At 73.4% G+C, this 14,114-nt stretch carries 12 protein-coding genes; 2 read left to right on the top strand and 10 right to left on the bottom strand.

Translation table 11 applies throughout. The features are described from left to right. From JHD21_RS14375 to JHD21_RS14360, 4 genes are all read right to left on the bottom strand, one after another. Positions 1 to 514 (bottom strand): ClpX C4-type zinc finger protein (locus JHD21_RS14375; protein WP_292676575.1); only part of this gene is annotated, 514 nt, incomplete at its 3' end. Positions 515 to 664: 150 nt separating this feature from the next. Continuing rightward, complete coding sequence (locus JHD21_RS14370; protein ID WP_292676573.1) at positions 665 to 1,309, bottom strand: ATP-dependent Clp protease proteolytic subunit; 645 nt, start codon at positions 1,307 to 1,309, stop codon at positions 665 to 667. Positions 1,310 to 1,317: 8 nt separating this feature from the next. Beyond that, entirely contained in the window at positions 1,318 to 1,953 is a 636-nt protein-coding gene (locus JHD21_RS14365; RefSeq protein WP_292676571.1) for an ATP-dependent Clp protease proteolytic subunit, read from the bottom strand. Between the two features lie 98 nt (positions 1,954 to 2,051). Beyond that, positions 2,052 to 2,531 carry an SRPBCC family protein gene (locus JHD21_RS14360; RefSeq protein WP_292676569.1) on the bottom strand — a complete coding sequence of 160 codons (480 nt, stop codon included), beginning with the start codon at positions 2,529 to 2,531 and terminating at the stop codon, positions 2,052 to 2,054. A gap of 73 nt (positions 2,532 to 2,604) precedes the next feature. On the opposite strand from JHD21_RS14360, the gene JHD21_RS14355 reads away from it, so the two are divergent. Then, positions 2,605 to 3,159 carry a hypothetical protein gene (locus JHD21_RS14355; protein WP_292676567.1) on the top strand — a complete coding sequence of 185 codons (555 nt, stop codon included), beginning with the start codon at positions 2,605 to 2,607 and terminating at the stop codon, positions 3,157 to 3,159. A 16-nt stretch (positions 3,160 to 3,175) separates the two neighbouring features. Here the strand turns inward: JHD21_RS14355 and JHD21_RS14350 are convergent, their stop codons facing one another. The 3 genes from JHD21_RS14350 to JHD21_RS14340 form a co-directional block, all read right to left on the bottom strand. Further along, positions 3,176 to 4,306: a hypothetical protein gene (locus tag JHD21_RS14350; protein ID WP_292676565.1), complete on the bottom strand. Its 1,131-nt coding sequence runs from the start codon at positions 4,304 to 4,306 to the stop codon at positions 3,176 to 3,178. A 52-nt stretch (positions 4,307 to 4,358) separates the two neighbouring features. Beyond that, a complete protein-coding gene (locus JHD21_RS14345; RefSeq protein ID WP_292676562.1) occupies positions 4,359 to 4,511 on the bottom strand; it encodes a hypothetical protein in 153 nt (50 codons plus the stop codon). 80 nt (positions 4,512 to 4,591) lie between these two features. Then, complete coding sequence (locus JHD21_RS14340; RefSeq protein ID WP_292676560.1) at positions 4,592 to 7,426, bottom strand: AAA family ATPase; 2,835 nt, start codon at positions 7,424 to 7,426, stop codon at positions 4,592 to 4,594. Positions 7,427 to 7,573: 147 nt separating this feature from the next. Between JHD21_RS14340 and JHD21_RS14335 the strand changes: the two genes are divergently transcribed. Then, positions 7,574 to 8,143: a hypothetical protein gene (locus JHD21_RS14335; RefSeq protein WP_292676558.1), complete on the top strand. Its 570-nt coding sequence runs from the start codon at positions 7,574 to 7,576 to the stop codon at positions 8,141 to 8,143. A 73-nt stretch (positions 8,144 to 8,216) separates the two neighbouring features. Here JHD21_RS14335 and JHD21_RS14330 read toward each other — a convergent pair whose 3' ends face one another. From JHD21_RS14330 to tig, 3 genes are all read right to left on the bottom strand, one after another. Next, entirely contained in the window at positions 8,217 to 9,863 is a 1,647-nt protein-coding gene (locus JHD21_RS14330) for a hypothetical protein (protein WP_292676557.1), read from the bottom strand. A gap of 48 nt (positions 9,864 to 9,911) precedes the next feature. Then, on the bottom strand, positions 9,912 to 12,737 hold the full coding sequence (locus tag JHD21_RS14325; protein WP_292676555.1) for a LuxR family transcriptional regulator: 2,826 nt from the start codon (positions 12,735 to 12,737) through the stop codon (positions 9,912 to 9,914). Next, positions 12,734 to 14,114 (bottom strand): trigger factor (gene tig, locus JHD21_RS14320; protein WP_292676553.1); only part of this gene is annotated, 1,381 nt, incomplete at its 5' end. The genes JHD21_RS14325 and tig, both read right to left, overlap by 4 nt.

Raw genomic sequence — 14,114 nt, 5'->3', positions numbered from 1 at the left:
GGATGAGCTTGAGGAGGATGTTCTCGACGTCCTCGCCGACGTAGCCGGCCTCGGTCAGCGCCGTGGCGTCGGCGATGGCGAACGGGACGTTCAGCATCCGGGCGAGGGTCTGGGCCAGGTAGGTCTTGCCGCAGCCGGTGGGTCCGATCACGAGGATGTTGGACTTCGCGACCTCGACGACCTCCTCCTTGCTGTGCCGCCCGGAGATGGGCTGGAGACCGGCCTGCACCCGCTTGTAGTGGTTGTAGACCGCCACGGCCAGGGACTTCTTGGCCTGCTCCTGCCCGATGACGTAGGAGTTGAGGAACTCGAAGATCTCCTTGGGCTTGGGCAGCTCGTCGAGGCTGACCTCGGTGCCCTCGCTGAGCTCCTCCTCGATGATCTCGTTGCAGAGGTCGATGCACTCGTCGCAGATGTAGACGCCGGGACCGGCGATGAGCTTCTTGACCTGCTTCTGGCTCTTCCCGCAGAAGGAACACTTCAGCAGGTCACCACCGTCACCGATGCGTGCCACAGGTGCTCATCCTCTCGTTCGCCGTCGGCGTGCGTTAGCCCCTGGCGGGCCGACCGAACCCTGACGACCGTACCCTCTCCCTCCCCCGAACGGGGGTGAAGACGCGGGGTGTCTGGTCAGGTACCCGGTGACTCTCAGGTCAATGTCGGATCAGGTGGTCGCGAGCGCCGGGGTGCCCTTGAGCGACTCGAGGATCGAGTCGATCAGGCCGTACTCGACGGCGCCCTCCGCGGTGAGGATCTTGTCGCGCTCGATGTCGCGGCTGACCTCCTCGATGGAGCGGCCGCTGTGGTCGCTGATCATCTTCTCGAGCAGCTCGCGCATCCGCAGGATCTCGTTGGCCTGGATCTCGATGTCGGAGGTCTGGCCGAAGGTGCCCTCGGTGTAGGGCTGGTGGATCAGGATGCGGCTGTTGGGCAGCGCCATCCGCTTGCCCTTGGCGCCGGCGCCGAGCAGGATCGCGGCCGCCGAGGCCGCCTGCCCCAGGCACACGGTCTGCACGTCGGGCTTGATGAAGCGCATCGTGTCGTAGATCGCGGTCAGCGCGGTGAACGAGCCACCGGGGCTGTTGATGTAGATGCTGATGTCCTGGTCGGGGTTCATCGACTGCAGGCACAGCAGCTGGGCGATGACCGCGTTGGCGACGTCGTCGGAGATCGGCGTGCCGAGGTAGATGATGCGGTCCTCGAAGAGCTTGGCGTAGGGGTCGATGCGGCGGAACCCGTAGGACGTCCGCTCCTCCCACTGGGGGATGTAGTAGTTCATCGACGGGGACAGGTCGTTCTGGGCGCTCATGCGGGTCCTCAGTTCTTCTGCCGCGCGGGGCGGCCGTCGTCGGCGGCTTCGCGCGCGCTGGTGATGACCTGGTCGACCAGGCCGTAGTCCTTGGCCTCGGGGGCGGTGAACCAGCGGTCCCGGTCGGCGTCGGTCTCGATCTGCTCGACGGTCTGGCCGGTGTGCTGGGCGATCAGCTCGAGCAGCACCTTCTTGATGTGCAGCGACTGCTGGGCCTGGATCTTGATGTCCGAGGCCGAGCCGCCCATGCCGGAGGACGGCTGGTGCATCATGATCCGCGAGTGCGGCAGCGCGTAGCGCTTGCCCTTGGTGCCGGCGCACAGCAGGAACTGCCCCATCGACGCGGCGAGCCCCATGCCGACGGTGGCCACGTCGTTGGGGATGTAGTTCATCGTGTCGTAGATCGCCATGCCCGCGTCGACGGAGCCGCCCGGGCTGTTGATGTGCAGGAAGATGTCCGCGTCGGGGTCCTCGGCCGACAGGAGCAGCAGCTGGGCGCAGATCGCGTTGGCGTTCTGGTCGCGCACCTCGGAACCGAGGAAGACGATCCGCTCGCGGAGCAGCCGCTGGTAGATGTGGTCGTCGAGCACCTGGATCCCGGCGCCCCCGGCGACGGGATAGGCGGGCTGAGAAGTCTGGGTCACGTGGCGACACTAGCCCGCCGCACCCCCACTTCCACGGGCGTGTCCGCGGTGTTCGCGGACAGCGGATTTCCTCCGGGGGTACGTCGCTGGTCGGCGTGTCAGGCCTCGGCGACGGCTTTGAGCCGCTCGACGGTGGCGGCCATCCCTGCCTCGAGCTCGTCGGCGTGCTCGACGCTGCCGCCGAGGAAGACCGGAGCGAACAGCCTGCTCACCAGCGTGAGCTTCTCCGGGACCGGACGCCGGTGCACGACGTGCGTGCCCTCCCCGGCGGCCGTGATCTCCCAGATCCACCGGGCCCCGCTCGAGGTCGTGTCCCAGGCGACCACGCGGCCCGGCTCGAGGACCGCCACGACGTTGCGGGTCGGCCAGACGACGGCCTTGCGGCGGTTGATGCCGACGTACCACTGGCCTCGGCGCATGCCACCCCGCTTGAGCGGGATCATCCGCAGCAGCTCGGGGCTCCAGTCCGGCATCCGCGACACGTCGGTGATCAACGACCACACCCGCTCCGGCGGTGCGGCGATGGTGGCCTCGGCCCGGAGCTCGCGGTCGGCGACGCGGTCAGCTGGTGCGTTCACGCTGCGGAGTGTGGCAGGCGATGGCCCGATCGGGCCATGGCGTGCCCCACACCCGCTCCGACACGCTTGGCCGGTGCGAACCCTCGTCACGGTGCCGCTGGTCGCGGCCCTCCTGGTCATGTCCACCGCCGGCCCGGCCGCTGCCGCGGACACCGAGATCACCTCCGGGCCCGAGAACGGCGCGGTGCTGCTCCCCGGCCCGGTGACCTACACCTTCACCGCCAACGAGGGCGGCGCGACCTACGAGTGCTCGGTCGACGACGCACCGTTCGGGGCGTGCCCGGCGGCGACCTCGGCGACCTACGACCTGCCGCCCGGCGGACACGTGTTCCGGGTGCGCTCCGTCGTGCTGGGCCAGACCGACGCGTCGCCCGCCGAGCGGGTCTGGACGATCCGCAACGTGCCGTGCGAGCAGGCCGGCGCCGCCTACGCGGCCGCGAGGTCCGACTTCTTCACCCACAAGACGAAGAAGGGCTACACGAAGGAGAAGCGCCAGCGCGCCAAGGACGCCGGGAAGGCCGCGAAGGTCGAGCGGCTCACGAAGAAGATCAAGAGGCTCAACCAGAAGATCAAGCGGGCCCGGGCCGCGATGGCCGCCGCCCTCGCTCAGGAGCAGGCGGTCTGCTGACCGCTGTCCGCGGCGGTCAGGCCAGCCAGCGCCGCATCGCGGCGTGGACCTCGGGGTGGTTGAGCAGCCCGAAGTGGTCGGTGCGGCCGACGTGCAGCACGTCGGCGTCCGGGAACAGCTCGCGGCCGTGCCGGTCCCGGCCGTGCGCCGAGCGCGGCCGGACCAGCAGATCCCCGACGACGTGGCCGACCGGGTGGCGTGGCGAGGCGGTCACGGTGGCGGCGACCAGCCGGTAGCGCGCGTGCGGCAGCGGGGGCACGTCCTCGGCCAGCCCGGCGACGAGGTCGTGGACGCCCTGCGACCGCCAGTCGAGGATCCGGCCGAACGCCGCGGTCTCGGGCACCCGGCCGAGGCCGCGGGAGCCGTGGCCGATCCCCCAGGCGATCGGCGCGCCGAGGTGCGGCGTGCCGAGGGTGATGACGTCGCTGACCCGGTCGCTCCACGGCTCGTCGACAGCGTGCGCGACCGCGCCGGCCGCTCGGATCACGAGGCCGCCGAGCGAGTGGCCCACCAGGGCGATCCGGGAGACCGGCATCGGCCAGCCGTCGACCACGCGCTGGACCAGCGCGGCCAGCGCGGCGCCGTTCTCGCGCAGCGGCAGCCCCGTGTTGGCGCGCAGCATCAGGGGTGTCCAGCCGAGACCGGCCAGCATCTCGGCGTACGTCGTCCCGGTGCGCTGGCGATGGCGCTCGAAGTAGGACTCGTTCTCGCAGAGCCCGTGCAGGAACACGACGAGCCGTCCCGTCGCGTCGGGGTACGCCGTCGCGAGGGAGTCCGGGTCCAGTCCGACGTCGGCGCCGCCGCGCCGGACCGCCATGGGGATGGCCAGCTGCGGCCGCTCGCGCAGCAGCCGGTCGCCGATGAGCCCGTTGACCGCGGAGCTGACGAACCGGCCGTGCGGACCCGCCTCCAGGCTCGGCCCGACCCCGGCCGCGGCGGCCCGGTCCAGGCCGCGGCTCGCCGCGCCGAGCCCACGGGACAGCCCCGTGTAGACGGCTCCCGCGATCCCTCGGTGCAGCCGGCCGGCCGGGGCCCGGTCGAGCACCGCGAGATGGGTGTCCTGCACGGTGCGGACGACCAGCTCGTCGGCGACCTCGGCCAGCAGCGAGGCGGCGTCGAGCAGGCGGGGGCCGGAGGCCGTCGTCATGGGGTGGGACCCTAGCCGTTCGGTGTACGGATGTGCACCCGACTCTCCGGGCTCACTCGGCGTCGATGACCTCGGCGAGCACCTCGAGCAGCTGGAGCCACCCCACGAACTCCCGCGCGGGCCCGGTGCCGGGATCCAGCCGGCCCTGGACCGGCCCGGGCCCGGGGAGGATCTCCAGCCGCAGGCTGCGGCCCTCGGTCGTCATGCACCCAGGCTGGGGCACCAGGGGCCGTCGCGCATGAGGGAGCATCCCCCAGACCAGGTCCCGGCCCGGCCCTGAGGCCCTCAGTGCCTGGTCCCGGGCTCCTCCAGGGCGCCGGGGAGAGCGGTGCGCGAGGAGATGCCGAGCTTCGCGTAGACCCGGCCCAGGTGGTTCTCCACGGTCTTGGCGGAGACGAAGAGCGCCTCGGCCACCTGACGGTTGGTGTGGCCCTCCGCCGCCATCCGCGCGACCCGCAGCTCGCCCGGGGTGAGTGACTCCACGCCTGCGACCGCCGCCGTGCGGCCGGCCGCACCTGCCAGCGCCAGCTCCTCGTCGACGCGGCGGAGCAGGCGGGTCGCGCCACACGCCCGGGCCTGCTCGGAGGCCCGGCCGAGGGTCTCGATCGCGCGCCCGCGGTCACCTGCCCGACGCTCGGCCGCCCCCAGCTCCAGCAGCGAGTGGGCCAGCTCCAGACGGGCCGGCGACCCGGTGTGCCACCGCACCGCCTCCTCGAGCAGCTCCCGACCTGCATCCCCTCCCGTCAGCAGCCCACGGGTGCGGGCGGACGTGCCCAGGACCCGGGCGGTGCCCAGACGTCTGGCCCGCTCGTCGAACGCGCGAGCGTGCTCGGCGGCGTCCTCCGGCCGGCCCAGGCGGGCGAGCACGAGCGCGGCGTCGGACAGCCAGGGGAAGACAGGGGTGCGCAGCTGCACGCGCTCCGCACGGCGACCGAACTCCTCCAGGTCGTCGAGGGCCTCGGCCCACCGGCCCTGCGCCGACCGGAGCCGCGAGCGGGCCCAGTAGGCGAAGGTCATGTGCAGGATCTCCGGCAGGTCGGGGCCGAGACCGGCCTGGGCGAGCACCGCCTCGGCACCGTCCAGGTCGTCGCGCTCCACCAGTGCCAGGCACACGAAGCCGCTGATCGCCGGCAGCACGAACGGCGGCACCCCCGGGACCGCGAGCGCCAGCTCGGCGTCCCCTTGCGCCTCGACCAGGTCGCCCCGGAGGAACGAGGTGAACGCCCGCACGCCGAGCGCACCGGTGATGGCGAAGGCGGAGCCGCTCTCCTGCGCCCGCGCGAGGGCCACGGTCTCGACCCGGGTCCAGGGATCGGACGGGTCCGTGGCCGCCAGGCAGAACGCGAACTGGTGGAGCATGTTGCTCCCCGCACCCAGGTCGTCGATGAGCTGTCCCTGGGCCAGCGCCAGCCGGGCCAGGCCGTCGGTCTCGACGGCGGGATCGCCGCGGAAGGCGGACAGAGCCGCCAGGTTGCACAGGGCGAGCCGCGCGGTGAGGGCCTCGCCGGACGTGGGGGGCACCGCGGGAAGGCGGGCCACCGCCCGCTCGATCGTGTCCGGGTGGGTGATCCCGAACCCGCACAGCTCGTTGAACAGGGGGGCGAGCGCCTCCGGGCCGAGACCTTCCAGGTCGGCGAGCGACTCCTCCAGCACCGCCACCGAGCCGGGCACGCTGGACTCCATGGCAGTGACCCGGGACAGGGCCAGCCAGACGTCGATCCGCCGCTCCGGCTCCGCGATCAGGCCCAGCGCCTCGCGGAGCTGATGGCGCGGGCCGTCGGCGGGAGCACCGGCGTGGAAGCCGGCGGTCCCGGTCTCCACCAGGACGTCGGCGCGCACCGTCTGGTCCGGCGGCTCGGCAAGCGCCCGCTCGAGGTAGCGCAGCGCGATGTCCGGCGCCCCGCGCTCGGTCGCGGTCCGGGCGGCCTCACGGAGCACCGCGACCGTGTCCGCGCGTCCGGCGGGCCGTGTCGCGAGCAGGTGCGGAGCCACCCGCTCCGCATCGGCTCCGGCACCCACCAGGAGGTCCGCGGCCCGCTGGTGCCACCGGATCCGCTCGGCCGCCCCGAGCTCGGCGTACACCGACTCCCGGACCACCGGGTGCGCGAACTCCAGCGCCAGGTCGCCGGCCAGGATCTCCTCGGCCACCATCGTGTCGAGCACGGGGCCGGCCTCGGCCGGCTCCACCCCCGCCAACGCCGCCACCTGGTCCGCCCCGGCGCTCGAGCCGAGCACCGCCAGCGCGTGGGCGAGCTCGGTCGCACCGGGTGGCAACCTGGCCAGCCGGAGCAGGATGGCCCGGGCGATCGTCCGGGGACGGACCTCGCGCACCCGCGGGGCGTTGGCCGCCGTCGGCTCGGCACCATCGGCGACCAGGGCCCCGGCCAGCTGGGTGAGCAGGAAGGGGTTGCCGCGCACGGCGTGGTGGCACGACGCGGCGAACTCCGGGGCGACGTCCGGTCCCATCCGGTCGGCCAGGAGGCGACCGATCCCGGACACGCTCAGCGGGGCCGGGCGCAGCAGTACGGCGCCGGGTTCGAGCAGCAGCTCGGCGAGCAGGTCGGGTGCGGCCGCGCCCGAGTCGTCAGGGCGCATCCCCACGGCCACCACGACCGGGAGGTCGACCAGCCGGCGGACCAGGTAGACGACGAACCTCAGGGACGCGGCGTCGAACCAGTGGGCGTCGTCGAGCACCAGCACCAGGGGCGCCCGCTCGGCAAGGTGGGCCACCGTCCAGAACAGGCCGTGCTCGGTCGCCGCGACCGGCCCCTCGCCGGACCCCGCCGCAGCCGCCGGAGCGAGGGCGGGCAGGGCGTGCGCCGCCGCGCCGCTGAGCACGTCGGCCCGCTCGTCGTCCGGGAGCGCGGCCAGGTACCGGTCCAACAGCTGGCGCACCGCGCCGTAGGCGACGTCCCGCTCCAGGATCCCTCCCCGCGCCCGCAGGACAGTGGCCCCGGCGACGGCGGCACCGTGAGCGACGGCATCGAGCAGCCGGCTCTTGCCGATCCCGGCCGGCCCCTCCACCAAGACCAGGCGACCTCCGCCGGAGCGTCCGGCCGCCAGGGCGTCGGCGAGGGCCTGCAGCTCGGTCTCCCGTTCGACGAGCCCCGACGACGTCACACGTCGCACCGTAGTCGTGGGGGGTCCCCCAGGCACGGCCCGATGTCGAAGTGAGGGACGGCTCCTCATGCGCCGCCCGCCGCCGGGCCCCAGGGTCGACCAGTAGCCGTGCCGCTCGGGTGCGGCAGACCGGAAGGAATCCTGACGATGAAGCGCCGCCCCTCCCCACTGACCCTGCTCCTGTTGGCGGTCGTCCTGGCCCTCGGCGTCGCCGGCACGGCCACCGCCGCGAAGATGATCGACGGCAAGACCATCAAGGCCGGCACGGTGACGACCAAGCAGCTCAAGGACGGGACCGTCAAGAAGAAGGACCTGGCCAAGGCCGTGAAGAAGCAGCTGGGCGTGCCGGGACCGGCCGGCCCGCAGGGCCCCGCGGCGCTGCCAAAGGTCCACTCGACCCAAGCGCCGAACGCCAACTTCGCCGCGAACACGCAGGTCCAGGTCGGCGCCCAGTCGCTCCCGGTGGGGACCTACGTCACGACCGCGACGGTCAACCTGGTCAGCACGTCCGACGGGCTCGGGAGCTGCACCATCCAGCTGGGCGGGAACGTGCTCGACGAGGGCCAGTTCGACTTCCCGACCGGCGGCGGCCGGAACTCGTTCACCCTGGTGGCGGTCGTGACCACCACGGCGGCGCTGTCGCCGACCCTGGTCTGCGAGGCCCCGGGCACCGGTGCCGCGACCAGCATCGCGTTCGTGTCGATCCCGGTCGTCTGACCCGGAGGTCCCGGACACAGCTGCGGCTGCCCCCGCCGACTGGTCGGCGGTGGCAGCGGCGGCGTGTCCTCGGTCAGGGGATGTTCTTCTTCACCTCGCACCCCTTGGCCTTGTCCTTGCCGGGCCCACCGTCGCAGCGGTCCTTGCCCTTCCCCCCGACCATGACGTCCTTGCCACCCCGGCCGATGAGCTTGTCCTTGCCGTCGGCACCGACGAGCCGGTTGCCGGTGCCGTTGCCGGAGAGCTTGTCCTTGGCGTCACCGCCGATGACGTGCTCGACGTCGCGCACCGTGTCGGTCCCACCACCGCCGGTCCGCTGCGCAGCCGAGCGCGCCAGGTCGAGGACGACCCCCTTGTCGGCGCCGGCGTAGCTCATCGTGTCCGTGCCCGCACCGCCGTCGACGTCGTCGTCACCGCCCAGGGCCAGCACCGTGTCGTCGCCCGCGCCACCGACCACCCGGTTCGCCCCGGCGCCCGGGACCACCGTGTCGTTGCCGGCTCCGGCGTCGACGACGTCGTCGCCGTTCCCCCCAAGGATCCGGTCGTCGCCGCCCAGCCCGCAGATCGTGTCGTTGCCGTCGAGCCCGGTGATGGTCTCGGCGCCGTCCGTGCCGAGGATGACGTCGGCACCGGCGGTCGGCAGCTCGCCGAGACCGAGGTTCACGGTGACCTGCTTGCCCTGGCAGGACGTCGTCGCGGGGATCGTGAAGCTCTGCACCTCGCCCCACGTCGCAGCCTGGCCGGTGGGCTTGAAGCCGCCCCGCCAGTAGTACGTCGTGCCGCGCTGCAGGACGCCGACGTCCGACCAGTCGGTCCACAGCTCGTAGGCCTGGAACGACCCGGCCGAGATCGGGATGCTGACCAACCGGTCGAGGTTGCTCGGCGAGGTGCCGAGCTCGGCCAGCGCCTCGCCGCCCTGGCCGCTGATCACGCCTTGGTAGCGCGACACCACGCCGTACGCCGGCGCGCCGGAGCCGTCCGGCAGCTGCGCCTCCGGCTTGGTGGACGGCTGGTCGTACATGATCGTCGTCTGGCCCGAGCCCGCGCCGCCGAACACGTAGAGGGGGGCGGTCACGGCCAGGGTCAGGTCGTCGTTGCCGTCGATGGTCTTGACGAACGTGTAGATGGTCTCGCCGCTGACCACCCGGTTCGACTTGATGGGCAGCCGGAACTCCCAGACGTGCCCCTGCGCCACCGGCCACAGGCCGGCCTGCAGGTTGCTGCGGTAGTAGCTGTAGTAGCCGTCGCTGTAGAAGTTGCCGCCCCACTGGGGGCACGCCGTGGTGTCGCTCGTCCCGTTCTGCCCGTCGTAGAAGCAGTTGATCGGCCGGGTGTTGTCGAAGGAGACGCCGGAGGGAAGCCGGAAGTGCGGTGCGAAGTAGGTGCCGTTGCAGGGCGAGCCGAGCCCGTAGACCACGTAGCGCATGTAGGTGCCCTGGTTGACGCCCGGCGCCGCGTCGTCGGGGTCGGCGAGGTAGCCGGTGTACGTCGCGACGCCGGGCTCGCTGTAGGGCGTGCTCAGCACGCCGAGCGAGGCGCAGTTGGTCACCAGGTTGTTCGCGTTCGCACCGTCGTACCAGCTCGGGTCGTCCACCCCCGGGTCGGCCGAGGCGGACGTGGCGGTCACGGTCAGCGTGGCGGCCAGTCCCGCCACGACGGCGAGGGGGGCGAGCAGGACGAGGGCGAAGGGCGCACACAGGCGTCCGAGATTCCGGCGCATGGGGACAACCTCGCGGCCCGGAGCCCGTGCCGCGTCAGGGGCCCACCCCTACTTTTCGGGGAGCGAGCCCTCGAGCGCCGCGGCGAGCTGCTCGCGCCGGGCGATGTCCAGCTTGCGGTAGGCCCGGGACAGGTGCACCTCGACGGTCTTGGGTGCGATGAACAGCCGCTGGGCGATCTCCCGGTTGCGCAGCCCGGCCACCGCGAGCTCGCAGACCCTGCGCTCGCTGGCGGTCAGGGCCCCGGTGCCGGTGATCTCCAGGCGGCGCGGCCGGCCACCCGCGGCGGCGAGCTCCTCCTCGGCCAGCCGGGCCAGCGCCGTGGCTCCGCTGCGCGTGGCCTGCAGACGGCCTGCGGCGAGCACGGGCCGGGCCTCGGTACGCCGCCCGGCACGCCTCAGCGCGGCGCCGAGGGCCACCTGGGCGCGCGCCAGCTCGAGCCGGGACTCGGTGCCGGACAGCACCTCGACCGCCCGCTCGAGCACGGGGACCGGGTCCTCCTCGGCGGTCACCTGGCCCTCGACCCGCAGCGCGACGCCCAGGGCGACGTCCGCGGCCTTGCGCTCGGCGTGCAGGACGTCCTCCCGCGCCAGCCCCCGCGCGCCGTCCACGTCGCCGAGGGCCCAGCGGCTGGCGACCGCGACGGGCCGCCAGGAGCACCAGGTCGGCGAGTCGACCTCCAGCGCGGCCAGTCGCGCCGCGCACTCGTCCAGGTCGCGCAGGGCCGCCTCGTGGTCGCCGGCGGCGCCCCGGACGAACCCCCTGGCGCGCAGGAGGTGGATCCCGCCGTTGAAGGCGATCGACTCGTCGTCGTCGAGCGACTCGACCAGGCTGAGCGCGTCGCCGACCTCGCCGCGCTCGACCAGCAGCTCGGCCAGGAACGCCCCGGCCATCGCTCCGACCAGCGTCCCGCCCGGGATCAGGTCGGCGTGCGCGAGGGCGTTGCGCAGGTCCAGCTCCGCGCCGACGAGGTCCCCGGACCACAGCAGCGCGACCCCGCGGACCAGCGAGCCGGACACGAACCCGATGACCGACCCGGCCGCCGCCGAGACCTCGAGGCCGCGGTCGCACAGCGCCACCACCTCGGCGTACTGGCCGGTGGCGGCGAGCTGGAGCCTGATGACCGCCCACTCGTGGGTGTCGGGGTGCTGCTCGGGGGTCAGCCCGTCGCCGATCGCGAGCCGGACCGTGTCGAGGACGCGGGAGAGCTCGACGTCGGTGGCGTTCGCGTACGACGCCTGCTGGGCGAGGAAGATCCGCTCGCCCGGGGTGGCGCCGGTGAGGCCGGACCGGGCGTCGAGCCGGCGACGGGCCCCGGCGACCCGGCCCGGGACCTGGAGGGCCGCCGCCACGAGGCAGGCCTCCACCACGAGGGCGAGGTCGCCGTCGGCGTCCGAGAGCCCCGACAGAGCCCGCTCGAGCAGGTCCGCGGAGCGGTCGTAGAAGCCGCCGAAGTTGTAGGCGATCGACAGCGCGAGGGCGCACTGCGCGCGCTGCACCGGGTCGTCGACGAGCTGCTCGGCACGCTCGAGGGACTCCACGCACGCCGCGTCGCCGGCGCGGAGCTGCGCCATCCCGAGCTGGAGCAGGACCAGCGGCAGCTCCGGCCGCCCGGGGGGTTCCGCCACCGCCCGCTCCAGCAGGCGCGCCGCCGCCTCCGGCGCACCCGAGTCGGTGGCCGCCGTCGCCGCCCGCACCAGGTGGGCGACGGCCCACTCCTCGCCCTGGCCGTCGGCGACGAGCAGCTGGGCCGCCGCCCGGTGCAGCCCGTCCGGCTCGTCGGCCAGGGCCCGGGCGGCCCGCCGGTGCAGGAGGCTGCGCGCACCGACCGGGATCGAGGCGTAGACCGCGGACCGGAGCAGGGCGTGCCGGTACTCGAGGAGGTCGTCAGGAGCGAGGAGGCCCGCGTCCCGGAGCCGGTCGGCGGCCTCGGCGACGGCCTGCGCCTCGACCCCCGCCAGGCGCGCGACCAGGTGTCCGGGTGCCGTGTCGAGCACCGCGACCCACCTGGCCAGCTCGCGCTCGAGGGTCGGCAGCGCCGTCAGGCGGTGGACCACCGAGTCCACCACCGACCCGGGGACCGCGTCCCGGACGTGGTCGACCTCCGGCTCGCGGCCGTCCTCCTGCGGAGCCACGAGCTCCGCCACGGTGGACACCAGGAACGGGTTGCCGCCCGTGACCTCGGCACACGCGGCGGACACGTCCTCGGGCACCGGACGTCCCCAGGCGTCCTCGAGGAAGGCGTGCACCGCCCCGGCGGTCAGCGGCTGGAGGCGCACGGTCGTGATGTCCCGGTCGGCGACCAGCGCGGCGAGCGCCGGCGAGCGGCGGTCGGGGTGGACGTCCCGGGCAGCGACGACCACGAGGACCGGCCGACCGTCGAGCCGGGTGAGGAGATGCCGCAGGAAGAGCAGCGACGCCTCGTCGGCCCACTGGGCGTCGTCCACCACCAGGGCCACGGGCCGCGCCGACGCCAGGGCGTCGACCAGCCAGAACAGGCTGGTGAACATCGCGGACTGCTCGACCGGGCGGGCGGGCTCGGACAGCATCAGCAGCTCAGCCGCCAGCGCCGCCGGGCCGTCGGCGGGCCGCTCCGAGGCCGGGATCTCGGCCACGGCGCGGTCGAGCAGCTGGCGGACCACCCCGAACGGCGCATGGCTCTCGAGCTCACCCGCGGTCGCCGTGAGCGTGCGGGCGCCGCGGGTCGCGGCGTCCTCGGCCAGCGACCGCAGCAGGGCGGTCTTGCCGGCCCCGGCGGGACCCAGCACGCAGAAGGCACCGCCCTGCCCGCCGGTCAGCCGGTCGAGCAGAGCGGTGCCCTGGGTCAGCTCTGCGTCACGCTCGAGCAGCCGGCGCGCGCGAGGCGGGCCGGTCACTCCTCGCGGGGGGTCTCCGGCTCGGCGGCCTCGTCAGCAGCCTCGTCAGCGGCTTCGTCGGCAGCCTCGACGGCGGGGCCCTCCTCGACGTCGAGGATGGTGCCGTCGGGCTGCAGGCCCTTGAGCTCCACGGTGTTGCCGGACGCGTCGGTGACCACGGCGGACTCGACGATCCGCGCGAGTGCCTTGCCGCGGCGGATCTCCTGGACGAGCTCCGGCAGGTGCCCGTGCTCGAGCATGTGGTTGACGAACTCCTGGGGGTCCTGACCGGACTGCTGGGCCCGGCGGATCATGTGGGAGCTCAGCTCCTCCTGGTCGACGCCGAGCTCCTCCTTGGTGGCGATCGCGTCGAGGACGAACTGCGCGGTGATGGCGTCGCGGACCCGGCGCTCGAGGTCGGCCTCGAACTCCTCGACCGTCTGGCCCTCGTCCTCGAGGTACTTCTCCATCGTGATGCCGGCGAAGGCCAGCTGCTGCTCGACGCTCTGCCGGCGGGCGGTGAGCTCGTCGGCGACCAGCGTGTCCGGGAGCGGGATGTCGACCGTCTCCAGCAGGGCCTCGAGGACCGCGTCCCGGGCGGCTGCGGCCTGCTCGAGCCGCTTGCCCCGGCCGAGGCGCTCGCGCAGGTCGGCGGTGAGCTCCTCGAGCGTGTCGAACTCGGAGGCGTCCTGCGCGAAGTCGTCGTCGACCTCGGGGAGCTCCTGCTCCTGGACCTGGGTCACCGACACGGAGACCTCGACCGCCTGGCCCACCAGGTCTCCCCCGACGAGCTCGGTGGTGAACGTCGTGGCGTCGCCGGCGGCCATGCCGACCAGCGCCTCGTCGAGGCCGTCGATCATGCCGCCGCGCCCGACCCGGTAGCTCATCCCGGTCAGCTCCGCACCGTCGACGGGCTCGCCGTCCTGGGTGGCGGTCAGGTCGATGACCACGAAGTCGCCGTCCGCCGCGGGACGCTCGACGTCGCTGAGCGTGCCGAACCGCTCGCGCATCGCGTCCAGCTGCTCCTCGACGTCGGCGTCGGAGACGACCGCGTCCTCTACGCTGGCCGCGACGCCGTCGTACGCCGGCACCTCGAACTCGGGCTTGACGTCGACCTCGGCGGTGAACTCGAAGCCCTCGTTCTCGTCGAGCTTGGTGACCTCGATCTCGGGCTGGGCCAGCGGCTCGAGGGAGTTCTGCTCGAGCGCCTCCCGGTACTTCTGGGGCAGCGCGTCGTTGATCGCCTGCTCGAGGATCGCCCCCTTGCCGATCTGGCGGTCGATGATCGCCGGAGGGACCTTGCCGCGGCGGAAGCCGGGGACGTTGATCTGCTTGGCGATCTGCTGGTAGGCCGCGTCGAGGCTCGGCTTGAGCTCCTCGAAGGGCACCTCGACGGTC

Origin of the sequence: Nocardioides sp. (assembly GCF_016462705.1) — a bacterium.
Classification (GTDB): domain Bacteria; phylum Actinomycetota; class Actinomycetes; order Propionibacteriales; family Nocardioidaceae; genus Nocardioides.
This window is presented reverse-complemented; position numbering and strand designations above follow the sequence as displayed.

What these genes read in the sequence shown, in the direction of transcription:
- JHD21_RS14370 (WP_292676573.1), bottom strand. Translation starts at nt 1,309, where the DNA reads ATGAGCGCCCAGAACGACCTGTCCCCGTCGATGAACTACTACATCCCC.
- JHD21_RS14350 (WP_292676565.1), bottom strand. Translation starts at nt 4,306, where the DNA reads ATGACGACGGCCTCCGGCCCCCGCCTGCTCGACGCCGCCTCGCTGCTG.
- JHD21_RS14345 (WP_292676562.1), bottom strand. Translation starts at nt 4,511, where the DNA reads ATGACGACCGAGGGCCGCAGCCTGCGGCTGGAGATCCTCCCCGGGCCC.
- JHD21_RS14335 (WP_292676558.1), top strand. Translation starts at nt 7,574, where the DNA reads ATGAAGCGCCGCCCCTCCCCACTGACCCTGCTCCTGTTGGCGGTCGTC.
- JHD21_RS14330 (WP_292676557.1), bottom strand. Translation starts at nt 9,863, where the DNA reads ATGCGCCGGAATCTCGGACGCCTGTGTGCGCCCTTCGCCCTCGTCCTG.